Raw genomic sequence first — 16,467 nt, forward strand, 5'->3', positions numbered from 1 at the left:
TTCCCGAATGCGGGAACGACGGCCCTTAGTCGTGCGTTGATCCGGTACGGCTCACGGGCGGGCAGGCGCAGTTCATCGACCAGCCCGTCCCCGACACGGACGACGACAACCTCGGCCCGGCGCTCCAGTGGGCCACGGCCCACCTCCACGAGCCGCTCACCGTCGACGACATGGCCCGCCGCGCCCGCCTGAGCCCGCGCACCTTCTACCGCCGCCTCCAGGAGTCCACCGGCACCACACCACTCCAGTGACTGCTCGGCCGCCGCCTGGCGCACGCGCAGTCACTCCTGGAATCGACCGACCTCCCGATCGACCGCGTCAGCGAGAAAAGCGGCCTCGGCACGGCAGCCAACCTGCGCCGCCACTTCACGCTCCAGGTCGGTGTCTCCCCCAGCGACTACCGGCGCAACTTCCAGGTAACGCGGGTACCGGTGCGCGAAGCCTGACATTTGTCATGTGTTCCCGTGCGGAAGATCGTTCCGCGGGTGGAGGAGGGCCCGCGGCGGCGCGCCGAGGATGGACGAATCGACCATGCGCCGTGCACGAGTGACCACACAGGAGTGACCATGCGACGCCTCGCCCATCCGGACCGCCGCCGCCCGGAGCATCGGAGAGTTCGTCTGGCGGCGGCCTCGGTCGCCGTTCTGTCGCTCGCGGCCGGTGTCGTGCCGGCGCAAGCGGCGGCACACGCACCGGCCGCCCCCGCCGCCGCGACCGCCGCGATCACCTCCGGGCTCGACCGGGAAGCTCTCCGCGACTCCCTCGCGGCGTTCCACAAGGCCGGTATGTACGGGGCCTATTCATCGGTTCGGGACGGCTCCGAGCAGTGGCGGGGAGCGGCCGGGCTCGCCGATATGGACACCAAGCGGCGGATGCGGCCCGACTTCGAGCACCGGATCGGCAGCATCACCAAGACCTTCACCTCCGTGGCCGTCCTTCAGCAGGTCCACAAGGGCCGCATAGAACTGGACGCACCGATCGGCCGGTATCTCCCCGAGCTGATACCGGGCGAGCGAGGCCGGAAGGTCACGGTGCGGATGCTGCTCAACCACACCAGCGGCATTCCCGATTACATACTTCCCGCTTTCCCCGGCCTGACCGAAGACCCCGGCAAGTCTCTTGAGGAGAACCGCTTCCGCCGGCTGGACCACAAGCAGCTCGTCCGCCTCGGTCTTGCGGCGCAGCCTGTCGCCGAGCGCGGAAAGCATGCGTATTCAAACACCAACTACATTATTGCCGGGCTGCTGTTGCAGAAGGTCACGGGCCAGAACCCGGAAACGTACATCACCCGCAATGTCATCCGTAAAGCCGGACTGCGGCACACCTATTTCCCACGCTCGCCCTACATATCCGGGCCGCACGCCAAGATGTACGAGTCGATGTACGGCTACATCGACCCGGCCCGCGACTTCAGTGTCTACGACATGTCCTGGGCAGGTACGGCCGGAGCGATGGTGTCGACCACGCGCGACCTCAACGACTTCTACCGCCAACTGCTCGGCGGCAAGCTGCTCGGTCCCGCCGAACTGCGCGCCATGAAGACCACCGTCCCGGCCTACGAGCCCGAGCCGGGCCAGGACGTGAAGATGCGGTACGGCCTGGGCCTCTACACCCTGCGCATGCCCAGCGGAGGCTGGTACTGGGGCCACGACGGCGGTGTCTTCGGGGCCGGGACCTGGGCGCTGTCCACCGAGAACGGCCGCCGGCAGGTCGCGATCGGCTACAACCTGATGAAGTACGAGCGGTTCGACGAACAGAACCGGCCGAAGCCGGACCCGATAGGGGCGGCACTGATGCAGTACGTCGACGGAGCCCTCAGCGGCTCGGGCAAGTCCTCGACGTCCCTCCGGCATTCACCGCCCAACTCCCTGCCCACGCTCCCGCCCTTGGTTACTCCGGAGCAACTGCGCAGGTAGTCAGAGCGCCGGGCGGAATTTGTAGGCACGGAGCGTGTCCCGCAGCCGCGCCGCCCTCCCCCGTACGACATCCGCCGGAAGGCCGTCAGCCGGTACGCACGGCTCGCCCCGGCAGATCCGGCACACACCGCCCGGCAGCGATTCCGGCGTACCGGGGGCGTGGCAATCGGTGCACTCCATGACGTACTGCCCCTGAACCGGGGTCGGCGGCTCCGGCGGCAGTCGCTTGAGCAGCCGGTTCTGTACGAACCCGAAGGGGTGCCGGACGGGGTCGGGAAGCATCGTGCCAACGGCGCGCACGAGCTGCGCCTCGGTGGCACCCCGCCGGAACCACTCCCCGGCGAGGTCGGCCAGCGCCTCGCACTCCACTGCGGACAGCGTGAGTTGCGGATGCCGGTGGACGAGCCGGGCGAGGGCGTCGTACCCGCGCGCTTCCGGCTCTTGTACGGGCGAGGGGTCGGCCATCCCGGACTGCGGGACGTCCCCGCACAGGAACGCGGCCCACCAGGCGTCGGGCCGGGCGGTGCGAGTGAAGTACGTCCGGTAAACCCACCGCGCGCCCTCGGCATCCTGCACGTCCCGGCGTACGCGCCGCAGGTGTCCGGCCTCGGAGAGCCTCCGCAGAACAGTGCCGATGGCGCACTGCCCGAAGTCGTCCAGTTCTCTGGCCAGGGCCTTGATGGAGATGTCGGCGCCATCGGGGAGCCGGTCGATGTAACCGGCGATGGCGGCTTCACGCTTGGGCAGATGTGCGAAGTCCCGACCACGACGGGGCTCTTGGTCGGGTGCGGAACGTTTTCCGAACCCGGGCTTGGCCATCGGGTGGGCGGGCGCGTGCGGGGCGCGACTAAGGTGCGGGGTAGCCATGGAGACCGTCCTTAGCGATCTTGATGGTCAGACCCCTGTGTGGTGCTGCTAACACCGCATGGGGGTCGTTTGTTGTGCCGCACGCTACACGGCAACAGCACTGCGTCGCGACCTGATCACGAAATGTCATCTCCGCTGGTACGTCGGCCAGTTCGCGCGCCACTGGGGAGGGTGGGTGGGAAGAATCCCCACCCACCATTCCTAGCAAAAGCCGCTCGAACCTCGCCCCCCGAAGCTCAAGCGCCGTCCCGGCACCGAGGACACCGGCACGGCGGGTAGGCCATCGACCCGGGCGGCAGCTCCGCCCCCTCCATCGGCTCACCCGTAGCGTCGAGTCTGAGGACGCCATCCGCTCCGTAGTCCTCCATCAACTCCGCGAGCTGCGCCCGTGCTTCGCTCCTGCGAGGTGCGTCCATCACTATCCCTTGCGCGTCGTTCAACATGTCGCTTTCCGTGTCCGATCGTTGCGCTGCGTGCATACGATGGACAGGGGGCAGCGGACAACAACGGCGTTGAAACGCATGGGAGTTCAGTGGTGAACAAGCCCACAAAGGTGTGAGCTTCTCGCAGGGCAAGGTCGGATGGCCGTTCTTCGGCTCCGAACTCAAGCGCCAGCGAGAGGCGGTACCGCTCACACAGCAGCAGCTCGGGGAACGGGTCTACGTCTCGGGGACGTACGTCGGCCAGATCGAGTCCGCGATCCGCAAGCCCCAGCTGGACCTCGCCCAGCGCTTCGACGCCGAGCTGGGGACGGACGGGCTCCTTACTCGCATGTGCAGGGAGTTGATCGACAGCAGTCCACACGCCCCATACTTCGCAGACGCAGCTGCACTTGAGGTGGAAGCCGCGACCATTAGCGAGTACGCCCCGACCCTGATTCCTGGCGTACTTCAGACCGAGGAATACGTACGCGCCCTGATGGCCCCGTCGGCAGCTCTCCTGCTGGACAGCGCCCTGGTGGAGACGCGAATCAGAGCGAGGACAGATCGTGCCGCGCTGCTCGACGATCCAACACGACCCGTGTTGTGGGCAGTGCTGCACGAGACTGTGCTCCAGGTGGCCGTGGGCGGACCGGCCCTCATGGGGCGCCAACTGAGTCACCTGGCCAGCCTTGTTCGTAGCGAGCGCATCCTGGTCCAAGTGCTCCCATTCAGCGCGAATGCACACGCCGCGAGCGGCAGCATGTTCGCCCTGATGACCTTCGAGGAGGCACCACCAGTTGCATACTCGGAAGGGCAATACTCAGGGCAGCTCTTGGACACTCCCGCGATGGTCGCCAAGTACCAGCTGTCCTACGACCTGATCCGGGCCGCCGCGCTGTCGCCGGAGGCGTCCCTGTCCCTAATCGAATCGGTGGCGGAGGACTACAAACAATGAGCAGTGCGCACAACCTGGGCGCCGCCGCATGGCGCAAGTCGTCCTACAGCAATTCGGACGGCGGTAGCTGCCTTGAGGTCGCCGACGGCCTACCCGGCGTCATGCCCGTCCGCGACAGCAAGGTTCCCCACGGCCCCGCCCTCGCATTCGACGCAACCGCCTGGTCGTCCTTCGTGACCGCCGTGAAGGACGACCGGCTGGTCCGTCGCGCCTGACCTCAGGAGTTCGGGGCGACCTTGGTTCCACCGAGGTAGAGGTGCTTCACGGGGCACCCCGCGCCAGGTCGAGCGGACCGGCGGCTACGCACACCACACCTCTCGCGAGATTTTTCCTACCGGCGGTGTTACGTTTTAGGCATGAGCAGCCACGCAGCCCACCAGGCCACCGAGCGGGCCGGCAAGAGATCCGTGTCGCTGGCGCAATCGTTGATCAAGGAAGTGGAGGAGCGCACCGGCAAGAACGGCTTCTCCTCCGTCGTGGCCGAAGCCCTGGAGGAGTGGCTCGCCGCGCAGAAGCTCCGCGAGGTCGTGGCCGCTGACCGCAAGGCATTCGGCCCCGTATCCGCCGAAGCGCGGCGGCAGGCGGAACAGGAGTGGTAAGCAAGCGCCTCAAGATCAAGGCCAAGAGTGAGGGCACGCTCGTCCTGGACGCCCAAGGGCTTTCGCTGCACGTCGACGGCGACGAGGGGATGCGGGCGCGCATCGAGGTCGCTCAGCAGAGCGGCAGACGAGTGGCGCTGTCCGCCCTGACGCCCTTGGAGGTGCGCCGAAGCGGGGATGCCGCCAAGCGGCTCCAGTTCCTGCTGTCCCGGTTCGACGTGAAGCCGGTCAGCGACGCGGTGATGGACGCCGCGGCAAAGCTGCTGGACGTCTCGGGCCTTGACGGACACGAATGCCTCGTGGACGCACTAGTGGTGGCCACGGCCGCGCTCTGCACACCCCCAGTACTGCTCGTTACATCCGACAAGTCGCACATCCCGGCGCTGTGCAAGGCTGCCGAGGGGCTTCCCGGCTCGCCGAGGGTGAAGATCGTCAACGTCTGAGAGCTCAGCAGTCGTACGCCGGGCCGCCGGCCGCCGCCGCCCGGCTCAGGAGTTCGGCGCGACCTTCGCCAAGCCGTTGATAATGCGGTCCATCGCGTCGCCGCCCGTCGGGTCCGTCAGGTTGGCCAGCATCTTCAGCGTGAACTTCATCAGCACCGGGTGCGTCAGGCCGCGCTGGGTGGCGATCTTCATGACCTTCGGGTTGCCGATGAGCTTCACGAAGGCGCGGCCCAGCGTGTAGTAGCCGCCGTACGTGTCCTTGAGGATCTTCGGGTAGTTGTGGAGGGCGAGTTCGCGCTGGGCGGGGGTGGCGCGGGCGTTTGCCTGGACGATGACGTCCGCCGCGATCTGGCCCGACTCCATCGCGTACGCGATGCCCTCGCCGTTGAACGGGTTCACCAGGCCGCCCGCGTCGCCCACCAGCAGCAGGCCCTTGGTGTAGTGCGGCTGGCGGTTGAAGGCCATCGGGAGCGCCGCGCCGCGGATCGGCATCGTCATGTTCTCCGGGGTGTAACCCCAGTCCTCCGGCATCGACGCGCACCACGCCTTGAGAACCTCGCGCCAGTCCAGCTCCCTGAACGCCTTGGAGGAGTTCAGGATGCCGAGGCCGACGTTGGACGTGCCGTCGCCCATGCCGAAGATCCAGCCGTAGCCCGGCAGGAGGCGGTCCTGCGGGCCCCGGCGGTCCCACAGCTCCAGCCACGACTCCAGGTAGTCGTCGTCGTGGCGGGGTGAGGTGAAGTACGTACGGACCGCGACGCCCATGGGGCGGTCCTCGCGGCGGTGCAGGCCCATCGCGAGGGAGAGGCGGGTCGAGTTGCCGTCGGCCGCGACGACCAGCGGGGCGTGGAAGGTGACCGGGGTCTTCTCCTCGCCCAGCTTGGCGTTGACGCCGGTGATCCGGCCCGTACGGGCGTCGATGATCGGCTCACCCACATTGCAGCGCTCGTGCAGGCGGGCGCCCGCCTTCTGCGCCTGGCGGGCGAGCTGCTCGTCGAAGTCGTCACGCTTGCGGACGAGTCCGTAGTCGGGGTACGAGGCCAAGTCCGGCCAGTCGAGCTGGAGACGGACGCCGCCGCCGATGATGCGCAGGCCCTTGTTGCGGAGCCAGCCCGCCTCTTCCGAGATGTCGATGCCCATGGACACCAGCTGCTTGGTGGCGCGCGGCGTCAGGCCGTCGCCGCAGACCTTCTCGCGCGGGAACGCGGTCTTTTCGAGGAGCAGGACGTCGAGTCCGGCCTTCGCCAGGTAATACGCGGTGGTGGAGCCGGCGGGTCCGGCCCCGACGACGATCACATCTGCGGTGTGCTCGGAGAGGGGCTCGGTCACGGCGGGATCTCCCGTAAGACTCGGCGTCGCGTGCCGTGGCGGCACAGGTCATGGGCAGTCTATGGGGACGTTTTGATCACCGGACCGAAGGGTGCGTGCGAGCGTGGGTGCGTGCGCGGCCGGTCAGTTCAGGGACCAGGTGGCCACGGCCGCGTCGAAGGTCTTCCGCGCGTACTGCCAGTCCCGGTCCCTTGCCTTGGTGTAGATCGAGTAGTCGGTGCCGTTCTCGGCGATGTAGCCCTGGTCGATCGCGTGGAGCGTCTCGCCGGTCTGCTTGTCCGTGTACGTGTACTCCCAGATCGCGCCGGCGCGGCCCTGGAAAGTGTTCCGCTCCAGGCGCAGGCGCTTGAAGTCCTTCTGGTTCGCCTTGGCGTTCTTCTCCAGAGCGAGGAAATTCTCGTACGAGGAGGCGTACGGAGGGTCCTGTACGACACCGATGAGCAGGTGCTCCATGCCGGTGGAACCGGCGTACGTGATCTGCCCGCCTTCGGCGGTCTGGCGCGACCAGAGCTCTGGGATGGCGAGGGAGAAACCGGCGCTGTCCGTCACTTGCCGGAAGCCCTTGGGAACACTCCCGGAGGAAGCGGAGGTCTCGGGCGCCGAAGGCGACTCGGAGGGCTCGGGCGCGGACTCGGACGGGGAGGCGGACGGGGTCGGGGACGGCGAACTACTGGACTGGCTCGCGCCGCCGGTAGGACGGTTGCTCTCGGCCACAGCGGGCTTGTCGTCCCGCGACGCCTGCCGCGACGTGTCCTCGCCGTCGCCCTGGAGCAGCAGGACACCGGCGGTGGCGCCGCCCCCGATGAGGAATGCGGCGCCAAGGGTCCCGACCCAGAGGAGCACGCGACTCTTGCGCTCGGGCGCGGGAGCGGGGACCGGGGCGGCGGCGGGGTTCGTCGTGTACGGCCCGGATGGGGCGGTAGCGGTCGCCATAGCCTCCAGCGGCACGGACGCGGGCCCGGGCCCGGGCTGCGCGTGCTGAGCGGGGAGCGGCGTCTGGCCGGGCAGCGTGCCATGGCCCGGCGCCGGAATTTGGTCCGGCAGCGGGGCGTAGCCGGCCAGGAGCACGTGGCCACGTTCTGCCGGGTGTCCCGGCACCCGTACCCACCTGCCCAGATACGGCGCCGCCAACACCGCGCCCGCCGTCCACAGCAGTCCGAACAGCAGCGCGTCCGGCACGCTGGGGGACACCTCTGCCGCGCCGCCCGCTCCGCCGAGGTCCGCCACCTCTCCCGAGACGTCGACGGACACCCCCGTGAAGCCGGTGAAGAGCAGGTACATGGCGAGGAAGAAGGCCGCCGTCAGCACCTGTTCGCGGCGGTCCGCCGAGCGTCGCGCCGTCCACAGGGCCAGCGTGAGTGCGCACACCACACCCAGCGCCACCGCGCCCGTCACCGCCCAGCCGCCCTGTACGTCGCCCAGCTCGGAGAGGCCGAAGTTGCCGTGCTGGATGCCGTCGCCGAAGTAACTGACCTGGCCCTGGACGTCGTACTCCACCGGTACGCCCCAGCTCAGCCCGAGCACCATCAGCCCGATGTTCGGCAGGATCGGGAGCGCGATCAGGAGCGCCTGGCCGTCTACGTCCTCGGCCGTCGCGTACGCGATGAAGCCGACCAGCGTGCACAGCGCGAGGACCGCGCCGAGCGCCCGTACCGCCGTGCCGAGCGCGCGTACGGCCGCACCCGCCGCCGGTCGCTGCGCGATCCACTGCGTGAGGTCGTCGCGCTGGAGAACGCCGGCGGTGACCGCGAGCGAGAGCACCAGCGCGCCGAGGGTGGCCAGGAGAGGCGAGGAGGAGACTTCTACTACGCCCGCGATCGATGGTTGGGCGAACAGGCCCAGGACCAGCACCCCGGCCGTGGCGAGCAAGGTGATACGTACGGCCGCTTCCAGCCCTGCGGTACGCCCCTGCTCCTGCGCCGTCAGCCGCGTGCGCAGCATCCGCGCGCCGATGAGGACCGCGCCGACCCACAGGACGGTGATGGTCAGCGGCACGAGGGAGAGCGTCGCCCCGCCCGCCGCCGCGATGTCGGAAGAAGAACCGGGGCCGAAGCCGTCGCTACCGCCGCCGTACTGCGACGACGCCGCCGCCCCCACCTCGAAGCCGCCGCCGAACGCCTGGAGCAGCAGCGCCAGCGCGATGCGCAGCCGGTCGCTCCAGCCGACGACCACTTCGCCGTCCTCCTGGCCGTACGACGGGACGGCCAGCGCCACCGCCATGACGAGCAGCATCCCGACGGGCCAGGCGGCGGCCCTGGCCGCGGACGCCCAGTCGCCCCGGAAAGCGCGCCCGAAGAACTGGCCGACGGGAGAAGGCCGCGCGGGCCCCGGAGCGTACACAGGCGGCGGGGGCGGAGGGGGCGGCAACGGCGCCCCGGCCTGCGGCCGTTCGTGCCCGCAACTCATGCAGAAGCGGGCCTCGTCAGGGGTCTGCGTCCCGCAGTTCGGGCAGTGCAACGGCATGGGGGCTCCAGAAGCGGGTGAGCGGGGAGGGGAAGGTCAGTGGGAAGAGCGGTTCCCTTGTGAACTGACTTATCTTCCCTGCCCGGCGGTTCCCGTCAACTCCCTTACCGCGCCCGGCAGCTAAAAGACCGACAGGCCCGTCAGCGTCGTGAACCGGTCCAGCGCCGCCACCCCTGCCACCGAGTTCCCGCGCCGGTCCAGGCCCGGGCTCCATACGCACAGCGTGCACCGGCCCGGCACGACCGCGACGATCCCGCCGCCCACTCCGCTCTTGCCCGGCAGCCCGACCCGGTGGGCGAACTCGCCGGCCGCGTCGTACGTACCGCAGGTCAGCATCACGGCATTGATCTGCTTGGCCTCGCTGCGGGTCAGCAGCCGGGAGCCGTCGGCGCGCAGTCCGTGGCGGGCCAGGAAGCGGGCCGCGAGTGCCAGGTCGGCGCAGCTCATCTCGATCGCGCACTGCCAGAAGTAGTGGTCGAGGAGCGTGGGGACAGGGTTGGTGATGTTGCCGTACGACGCCATGAAGTGCGCCAGGGCGGCATTACGGTCGCCGTGCGTGGACTCCGACTCGGCGACCTGCGGGTCGAAGGCCAGGTCCGGGTTGCCGCTCTCCTGCCGCAGGAAGTCCAGGAGTTCGCTGCTCGCGTCGCCGGTCAGGCTCTGGAGGCGGTCGGTGACGACGAGCGCGCCCGCGTTGATGAAGGGGTTGCGCGGGATGCCGTTCTCGTACTCCAGCTGGACGAGCGAGTTGAAGGGGTTGCCGGAGGGCTCACGGCCGACGTGCTTCCAGAGGCTGTCGCCGCCGGAGGCCAGGGCCAGCGCGAGGGCGAAGACCTTGGTGATCGACTGGGTGGAGAAGGGGCGCTGCCAGTCCCCCACTCCGTACACATTGCCGTCGATGTCCGCGACGGCCATGCCGAAGCGGCGCGGGTCGACCTTGGCGAGCGCCGGGATGTACTCGGCCGTCCTGCCGCTGCCGATCAGCTGCGAGACGTCCTGCGCGATCTGTTCCAGGAGCGCCTGGTAGTCCATGGCCATGAGGGCGGGTTACTGGGCCTTCGTGCCACGGTGCAGCGCCACCACGCCGCCCGTCAGGTTCCGCCACGCGACCTTCGACCAGCCCGCCCGCTGGAGGCGGGCCGCCAGGGCCGGCTGGTCGGGCCACTCGCGGATGGACTCGGCGAGGTAGACGTACGCGTCGGGGTTCGAGGAGACCGCTGTCGCGACCGGCGGCAGCGCCCGCATCAGGTACTCCATGTACACCGTCCGGAACGGCGCCCACGTCGGCTGCGAGAACTCGCAGATCACGACCCGCCCGCCCGGCTTCGTCACCCGGTACAGCTCGCGCAGCGCCGCATCCGTGTCCTGTACGTTCCGCAGCCCGAAGGAGATCGTCACGGCGTCGAAGGTGTCGTCGCGGAAGGGCAGCTTCGTCGCGTCGCCCGCCGTGAAGGGAAATTGCGGGTGGCGCTTCTTCCCCTCCTTCAGCATGCCGATGGAGAAGTCGCACGGCACGACGTACGCCCCGGTCGCCGCGAAAGGCAGCGACGACGTGGCCGTACCGGCGGCCAGGTCGAGCACCTTCTGGCCGGGGCGGGCATCCACGGCGGCGGCGACCGCCTTGCGCCACAGCCGGCTCTGACCGAGCGAGAGCACGTCGTTGGTGAGGTCGTAGTTCGCCGCGACGTCGTCGAACATCGACGCGACTTCGTGCGGCTGCTTGTCCAGGGATGCGCGGGTCATGCTCCGTATTCAAGCAGTACGTCCCGGAAGCGGTACGTCCCGCCTACGGGACGCACCACCTATGGGACGTCCCGCCTGCACGGCGTACCGCCCCTACGCCCGCCCCCGGTACACCAGCCGCCCGTCCAGCGCCGTGACCAGGCATCGGCCGTCGTCGGCGAAGACCGCGAAGTCGGCGACGCCGGAGGGCGTCAGCGCCCTGGGGCGCGGTGTGCGCGGGGCCGAGTCGTACCGGCGGATGCCGGAGCGCTCGACGGCCGTACGGACCTCGGGCCGGGTGAAGGGCCCGGCGAGCACCGTGGTCCCGCGGGCGAGGAGCCGCTGCACCCCGCGCCTGGCACTCGCGCCCCAGCGGGGGCCGGTCATACCGAGGGCGTCGAGCGCGGCGCCGGTCAGGGGATCGGTGCCGAGTTCGCCGGCCTCGCGCGGGTCGGGCCAGTACGCGGCTTCGAGCAGGGCGACGGCGTCCGGTTCGTACCGACCGGGGGTGAGCACGCCGTCCCACTCGCGGATGCGGGCGCGGTCGCCGTACGCGGCGTACAGCTCCTCGTACGGACCGATGGCCGCGAAGCGGCGCCCGTCGACGACGACCGCGTGCCCGGCGTCCGTCACGTCCTCGTCGGGGTGGTCCGCGAGGAGGCGGACCCCGCGCGCCGGCCGGTGAATGGTCAGCACAGGCGTGTCAGTTGGCGCTGAGGATCTTCAGCTCGGGGTGGGCCGTACCGCCCTCGATCGCCGTGGACGACAGGTGCGAGACGGCGTGGTCGTCGACCGGGTCGTTCGCCGGGTCGTCGTGCACGACGATGTGCTCGTACGTCGTGGTGCGCTGTGCGGGCACGCGCCCCGACTTCCGGATGAGGTCCATGATCTCCATCCGGTTGGAGCGGTGCTTGGCCCCGGCGGACGAGACGACGTTCTCCTCCAGCATGATCGACCCGAGGTCGTCCGCGCCGTAGTGCAGCGACAGCTGGCCGACCTCCTTGCCGACCGTCAGCCAGGAGCCCTGGATGTGGGCGATGTTGTCGAAGAAGAGCCGGGCGACGGCGAGCAGCCGCAGGTACTCGAAGAGCGTGGCCTGCGTGCGGCCCTTCAGCGCGTTGTTCTGCGGCTGGTAGGTGTACGGGATGAAGGCCCGGAAGCCACCCGTCCGGTCCTGTACGTCGCGGATCATCCGCAGGTGCTCGATGCGCTCGGCGTTGGTCTCGCCCGTACCCATGAGCATGGTCGACGTCGACTCGACACCGAGCCGGTGCGCCAGCTCCATGATCTCCAGCCACCGCTCGCCGGACTCCTTGAGCGGCGCGATGGCCTTGCGCGGCCGCTCGGGCAGCAGCTCGGCGCCCGCGCCGGCGAAGGAGTCGAGCCCGGCCGCGTGGATGCGGCGGATCGCTTCCTCCGCGCTCACGCCCGAGATCCGCGCCATGTGCTCGACCTCGGACGCGCCGAGCGAGTGGATCACCAGCTGCGGGAAGGCCTTCTTGATCGCGGCGAAGTGCTCTTCGTAGTACTCCACGCCGTAGTCCGGGTGGTGGCCGCCCTGGAACATGATCTGCGTGCCGCCCAGTTCGACGGTCTCGGCGCAGCGGCGCAGGATGTCGTCGAGGTCGCGGGTCCAGACCTTGTCGCTCTTGGGTGCGGCGTAGAAAGCGCAGAACTTGCATGCGGTGACGCACGAGTTCGTGTAGTTGATGTTGCGCTCGATGATGTACGTCGCGATGTGCTCCGTACCGGCGTACCGCCTGCGCCGCACGGCGTCGGCGGCCTGGCCGAGCGCGTGCAGGGGCGCGGACCGGTAGAGGTCGAGCGCTTCCTCGGGGGTGATCCGCCCACCCTCCGCGGCACGGTCGAGGACAGACATCAGGTCGGCGTTCTCGGTCACCGGGTTGTCCCTTTCGGCGGGGTTCTGGCGGACCGAGCCAGCCTACGCCAGGGCCCCGGGCGATCTGCGGCCGGGCAAAACGCACAACGCCCGCCCCGGTGCGTACCGGGGCGGGCGCCGACGTGCGGTGGAACGGATCACATGGTGTGGATCACATGTTGTTCTCGGCGTCGATGAGCTGCTGGATCCTGCGGTCGATCGCGTTCGCCTCGGCGCGGGCGCGGCTGGCCGCCGCGTACTCGCCGTCGTTCTCAAGGCGGTTGGCCTTGGCCTTCAGCTCGGCGGACTGCTGGCGCAGCTCGTCGATGTTGACGTGGATGCCACCGGCGCGAGCAGCCATGGTCTGCTGGCCGGTGGTCGTGGCGGCCTGCGCGGGCACGACCGCGAACAGGACGCCTCCGGCGATTGCTGCGGTCACAGCGAGCGCGGAAATACGTCGACGCATGATTTTCCCCCTGGTCAAGGTGTGGTTCAAGGTCAGTTACCAGCTGGTAGCCCAATACTAGATGATCTTGCGACGCGTTTCAGACCGCCGGAAGGGCGTAGAGCTCGTCCGCGTGGGCGACGAGCAGGCGGTTGCCGGCTTGGACAACCTGCCACTCTCCGTCGTTCTCGACACCGTCGTTGTAGTTCCAGCGGTACGAGCCGTCCTTGGCCGAGAGGGCGTAGATGCCGCCCTGTTCGAAGTACGAGGCGATGTAGAGGGAGTCGTCCGTACGGACCATCCATTCGCCGAACTGGCGGCTACCGAGGTCCTCGCTCATCCAGATCTTCTTGCCGTCCTTCGGCTGAAGCGCCCAGACGCCGCGGTCGTAGTCCATGACGTACAGCACGCCCCGCAGAACGCTGGGCTTGTGGAAGCCGCGCCGGCCGTTGGGCGAGTGCGTCCACTTGTCGCGGCCCGACTTCAGGTCGACGGCGCGCAGGAGATTGTCGCCGCCGACGAAGACCATGCCGCCGAAGATGGTGGGCTGGACCTCGTCGTCGGCGATCCTGCGGTTCCACCGCTGCTTGCCTGTGGCGGCGTCGCGGACAGTGAGGTTCTTCAGATCCTCGTCGATCGCGCCGTGGGTGTAGACGAGGTGGCCATCGCCGACCGTGAGCGCCACGTCGTCCTGCGTCCCCTCGTCCCGCTGCTCCTGCCAGACCACCTTCCGGCTGCGGATGTCGATCGCCGCGATGGCGTTGAGGTCCTTCGTGTAGTCCGCGTCCGAGACCTCGGCGATGACGTAGATCCGCTTGTCGTCGACAGCGGCGACCTGGACCCCCGCGTCCATCTTTCCGCCGAGCCGGGTACGCCAGTTCTCCTTGCCCGTGCGGATGTCGTAGCCGACGACCGTACCGTCGTAATCCGGCCCCGCCAGGAAGAGCGTGTTGCCGGAGACGGTCATCGTGGCATCGGGCGCCGCGATCTCCTTGCGGGCCCACTTCCGCTTGCCGGTCTTGAGGTCGTACGCAGCCGTGGTGTCACCCAGGACCAGGAAGAAGTCCCCGAACGCCTGCGGCGGCACGTCGTAACTGCGCGAAAGGCTCGCCGCCTTGGCGTGCCACAGCGGCTGCGGCGCGACGCCGTTCGGCGGGGTCTTGAAGACCTCCGGCTTCGCCTCTGCGGGCTTGCCGGGCTCGCCGTCCTTGCCGTCGGTCCCCGGCGTCTTCGCCCCGTCGCGTGTCAGCCACCAGGCGCCGCCCGCACCGGCCACTGCCACGCCCGCGACGCTGCCTGCCGCCAGGCCCAGGAATCGGCGGCGGGAGGGGGCCACTGGGGCAGGCGGGGCGTACGGGGTCGTTGGGTTCTGGTGCTGCGGCGCGTCCAGCATCGTCGGCGGTGGACCGTAGGCGGCCGGGGGGGCCTGCGCCGGGGTGCTGCCGTGGGCCGGGGTGTCCAGGTCCAGGATGCGGGAGGCGTGCGTCGCGATCGTCGAAGAGACCGCCGACGGGAGCCAGTCGGCGAAGACCTCGCCCGTACCGCCGGGCGCCAGGGTCCGGAGGATCTCCGCCGGGGCCGGTCTGGCCGCCGGGTCCTTCGCCAGGCAGGCGCGGATCAGGCCCGTCAGCATCGGCGGTACGCCGGCCAGGTCGGGCTCCGCGTGGACCACCTGGTAGAGCATCGCGGCAGGGGCCAGGTCACCGAAGGCACTGCGGCCGGTCGCCGCGAACGCCAGCACAGCGCCGAGCGAGAAGACGTCGCCCGCCGTGCCGACGTCCTTGCCCAGCGCCTGCTCGGGCGGCATGTAACCCGGCGAGCCGACCACAACTCCCGTCTGCGTCATGCGGCTTCCCTCGACCGCACGCGCGATGCCGAAGTCGATGACCCGGGGGCCGTCCGCCGCGAGCAGCACGTTCGAGGGCTTCAGGTCGCGGTGGATCAGGCCGGCCGCGTGGATCTCCTGGAGCGCCGCCGCGAGCCCGGCGCCGAGTGCGCGCACGGTCGGCTCCGGGAGTGCGCCGTGCGAGGCGACCACGTCGGTGAGGTCGGGGCCGAGGACGTACGCCGTCGCCAGCCACGGCAAGGGGGCGTCGGGGGCGGCGTCGACCACGGGCGCGGTGTAGCGGCCGGACACGGCCTTGGCTATGTCGACCTCGTGCCGGAAACGCTGCCGGAAGGCCTCGTCCGCCGCCAGGTCCTGCCGTACGACCTTCACCGCGACCGTACGACCGCCCGGCGACCTGGCCAGATACACCCGTCCCATGCCGCCGGCGCCGAGCCTGCTCAGCAGCCGGTAGGTGCCCAACTCCTGTGGATCGTCCGGCTGCAGTGGCTCCATGGTCGTCCTCACCCGTTCTGTTCTGTTTGAGTGCTGTCGGGCACTCGCGGCAGTCAACAGTAGGGGCGGGTGGGGACGGTGGGGGAACGAGCCCCCGCCTCGGCGGGCGCCGCAGACCGGGCCGAGCCGGGGTTCAGGCGAGCAGTTCGACCGTGACGTCCGCCGGATATCCCGTCGTGGGCCCGGTCCGCCGTGCGAACTCCCGCACGCCCGCGAGCTGGTCCGCCCCGAAGCGGAAGTCCAGCGTCGTGAAGTAGCGCTCCAGCAGCTCCGCGTCGAAGACCTCCCAGCGGGCGGCCTGCTTGGCGACCTTGGCGACCTCCACCAGGGACAGGTCGCGGGAGGCCAGAAACGCCTCGTGGACCTTCTGCACGACGACCGGCTCCCGCGCGAGGTAGTCCTTGCGCGCCGCCCACACCGCGAAGACGAACGGCAGCCCCGTCCAGTCCTTCCACATCTGCCCCAGATCATGGACCTGGAGTCCCAGCCGGGGCGCGTCGTGCAGCGCGGCCCGCAGCGCCGCGTCGCCGATGAGTACGGCCGCGTCCGCCTCCTGCATCATCACGCCGAGGTCCGGCGGACACGTGTAGTAGTCGGGCTGCACGCCGTACTGCTCGGCCAGCAGCAGTTGCGCCAGGCGCACCGACGTACGGGACGTCGAACCGAGCGCGACCCGGGCCTTGTCGAGCCGGTCCAGCGGCACCTGGGACACGATCACGCACGACATGACGGGGCCGTCGCAGCCGACCGCGAGGTCGGGGAAGGCGACGAGGTCGTCGGCATTGCGCAGGAACTCCACGAGGGTGACCGGCGCGATGTCGAGATCGCCGCGTACCAACTGCTCGCTGAGCCGCTCAGGGGTGTCCTTCGACAGCTCGAAATCGAGGAGAGCTCCGGTACGGGCCAGCCCCCAGTAGAGGGGCAGGCAGTTCAGGAACTGGATGTGGCCCACACGTGGCCGGCTGCGACGGTGGTCGGCAGCAGTTGAATTGTCCACATCGTGAGGCTAGACCTGTCGGCGCCGCCGCCCGACGCCGGGGCGCCGGGGCCCTTTTCCCGGGTCTCTCAGGAGACCTCCGGGAAGCC

General features: G+C 69.6%; 15 protein-coding genes and 1 pseudogene. 6 read left to right on the plus strand and 10 right to left on the minus strand.

The window, feature by feature from the left end:
• Positions 1 to 50 precede the first annotated feature (50 nt).
• Positions 51 to 446: pseudogene (locus J7I98_RS11170) on the plus strand (helix-turn-helix domain-containing protein); the annotation flags it as partial.
• A gap of 120 nt (positions 447 to 566) precedes the next feature.
• Entirely contained in the window at positions 567 to 1,916 is a 1,350-nt protein-coding gene (locus J7I98_RS11175; protein WP_214920479.1) for a serine hydrolase, read from the plus strand.
• On the opposite strand, the gene J7I98_RS11180 is transcribed toward J7I98_RS11175, so the two are convergent.
• The gene (locus J7I98_RS11180; RefSeq protein ID WP_214920480.1) at positions 1,917 to 2,783 is read right to left on the minus strand and encodes a hypothetical protein; all 867 of its coding nucleotides are present in this window, start codon (positions 2,781 to 2,783) and stop codon (positions 1,917 to 1,919) included.
• A gap of 555 nt (positions 2,784 to 3,338) precedes the next feature.
• On the opposite strand from J7I98_RS11180, the gene J7I98_RS11185 reads away from it, so the two are divergent.
• The 4 genes from J7I98_RS11185 to J7I98_RS11200 all read left to right on the plus strand — a co-directional run bounded on the left by J7I98_RS11185 (position 3,339) and on the right by J7I98_RS11200 (position 5,202).
• Positions 3,339 to 4,160, plus strand: coding sequence for a helix-turn-helix transcriptional regulator (locus J7I98_RS11185; protein ID WP_214920481.1), 822 nt, complete (start codon positions 3,339 to 3,341; stop codon positions 4,158 to 4,160).
• A complete protein-coding gene (locus J7I98_RS11190) occupies positions 4,157 to 4,375 on the plus strand; it encodes a DUF397 domain-containing protein (protein WP_214920482.1) in 219 nt (72 codons plus the stop codon). The genes J7I98_RS11185 and J7I98_RS11190 overlap by 4 nt, the downstream gene beginning before the upstream one ends.
• Positions 4,376 to 4,516: 141 nt before the next feature.
• The gene (locus tag J7I98_RS11195; RefSeq protein ID WP_185299167.1) at positions 4,517 to 4,759 is read left to right on the plus strand and encodes a hypothetical protein; all 243 of its coding nucleotides are present in this window, start codon (positions 4,517 to 4,519) and stop codon (positions 4,757 to 4,759) included.
• The gene (locus J7I98_RS11200) at positions 4,753 to 5,202 is read left to right on the plus strand and encodes a DNA-binding protein (protein WP_214920483.1); all 450 of its coding nucleotides are present in this window, start codon (positions 4,753 to 4,755) and stop codon (positions 5,200 to 5,202) included. Before J7I98_RS11195 ends, J7I98_RS11200 begins: the two co-directional genes overlap by 7 nt.
• A 45-nt stretch (positions 5,203 to 5,247) precedes the next feature.
• On the opposite strand, the gene J7I98_RS11205 is transcribed toward J7I98_RS11200, so the two are convergent.
• The 9 genes from J7I98_RS11205 to J7I98_RS11245 form a co-directional block, all read right to left on the minus strand.
• Positions 5,248 to 6,531 carry a geranylgeranyl reductase family protein gene (locus J7I98_RS11205; protein ID WP_214920484.1) on the minus strand — a complete coding sequence of 428 codons (1,284 nt, stop codon included), beginning with the start codon at positions 6,529 to 6,531 and terminating at the stop codon, positions 5,248 to 5,250.
• Positions 6,532 to 6,654: 123 nt separating this feature from the next.
• Positions 6,655 to 8,994, minus strand: coding sequence for a zinc-ribbon domain-containing protein (locus J7I98_RS11210; RefSeq protein ID WP_214920485.1), 2,340 nt, complete (start codon positions 8,992 to 8,994; stop codon positions 6,655 to 6,657).
• A 120-nt stretch (positions 8,995 to 9,114) separates the two neighbouring features.
• Positions 9,115 to 10,026 carry a glutaminase gene (locus J7I98_RS11215; protein ID WP_214920558.1) on the minus strand — a complete coding sequence of 304 codons (912 nt, stop codon included), beginning with the start codon at positions 10,024 to 10,026 and terminating at the stop codon, positions 9,115 to 9,117.
• Positions 10,027 to 10,041: 15 nt separating this feature from the next.
• A complete protein-coding gene (locus tag J7I98_RS11220; protein ID WP_214920486.1) occupies positions 10,042 to 10,737 on the minus strand; it encodes a demethylmenaquinone methyltransferase in 696 nt (231 codons plus the stop codon).
• Positions 10,738 to 10,830: 93 nt separating this feature from the next.
• Positions 10,831 to 11,412 (minus strand): hypothetical protein, encoded by a 582-nt coding sequence (locus J7I98_RS11225; RefSeq protein ID WP_308377724.1) that lies wholly within the window; start codon positions 11,410 to 11,412, stop codon positions 10,831 to 10,833.
• Between the two features lie 7 nt (positions 11,413 to 11,419).
• A complete protein-coding gene (mqnC, locus tag J7I98_RS11230) occupies positions 11,420 to 12,616 on the minus strand; it encodes a cyclic dehypoxanthinyl futalosine synthase (RefSeq protein WP_214920487.1) in 1,197 nt (398 codons plus the stop codon).
• 151 nt (positions 12,617 to 12,767) lie between these two features.
• Entirely contained in the window at positions 12,768 to 13,061 is a 294-nt protein-coding gene (locus tag J7I98_RS11235) for a hypothetical protein (protein WP_214920488.1), read from the minus strand.
• A 79-nt stretch (positions 13,062 to 13,140) separates the two neighbouring features.
• Positions 13,141 to 15,381, minus strand: a complete 2,241-nt coding sequence (locus J7I98_RS11240) for a PQQ-binding-like beta-propeller repeat protein (RefSeq protein WP_214920489.1) — start codon at positions 15,379 to 15,381, stop codon at positions 13,141 to 13,143.
• 133 nt (positions 15,382 to 15,514) lie between these two features.
• Complete coding sequence (locus J7I98_RS11245; RefSeq protein WP_214920490.1) at positions 15,515 to 16,378, minus strand: menaquinone biosynthetic enzyme MqnA/MqnD family protein; 864 nt, start codon at positions 16,376 to 16,378, stop codon at positions 15,515 to 15,517.
• Positions 16,379 to 16,467 lie beyond the last annotated feature (89 nt).

The sequence above is a fragment of the Streptomyces sp. ISL-98 genome, assembly GCF_018614055.1.
Classification (GTDB): Bacteria; Actinomycetota; Actinomycetes; order Streptomycetales; family Streptomycetaceae; genus Streptomyces; species Streptomyces spiramyceticus.

What these genes read in the sequence shown, in the direction of transcription:
- J7I98_RS11175 (WP_214920479.1), top strand. Translation starts at nt 567, where the DNA reads ATGCGACGCCTCGCCCATCCGGACCGCCGCCGCCCGGAGCATCGGAGA.
- J7I98_RS11180 (WP_214920480.1), bottom strand. Translation starts at nt 2,783, where the DNA reads ATGGCTACCCCGCACCTTAGTCGCGCCCCGCACGCGCCCGCCCACCCG.
- J7I98_RS11190 (WP_214920482.1), top strand. Translation starts at nt 4,157, where the DNA reads ATGAGCAGTGCGCACAACCTGGGCGCCGCCGCATGGCGCAAGTCGTCC.
- J7I98_RS11195 (WP_185299167.1), top strand. Translation starts at nt 4,517, where the DNA reads ATGAGCAGCCACGCAGCCCACCAGGCCACCGAGCGGGCCGGCAAGAGA.
- J7I98_RS11210 (WP_214920485.1), bottom strand. Translation starts at nt 8,994, where the DNA reads ATGCCGTTGCACTGCCCGAACTGCGGGACGCAGACCCCTGACGAGGCC.
- J7I98_RS11215 (WP_214920558.1), bottom strand. Translation starts at nt 10,026, where the DNA reads ATGGACTACCAGGCGCTCCTGGAACAGATCGCGCAGGACGTCTCGCAG.
- J7I98_RS11220 (WP_214920486.1), bottom strand. Translation starts at nt 10,737, where the DNA reads ATGACCCGCGCATCCCTGGACAAGCAGCCGCACGAAGTCGCGTCGATG.
- J7I98_RS11235 (WP_214920488.1), bottom strand. Translation starts at nt 13,061, where the DNA reads ATGCGTCGACGTATTTCCGCGCTCGCTGTGACCGCAGCAATCGCCGGA.
- J7I98_RS11240 (WP_214920489.1), bottom strand. Translation starts at nt 15,381, where the DNA reads ATGGAGCCACTGCAGCCGGACGATCCACAGGAGTTGGGCACCTACCGG.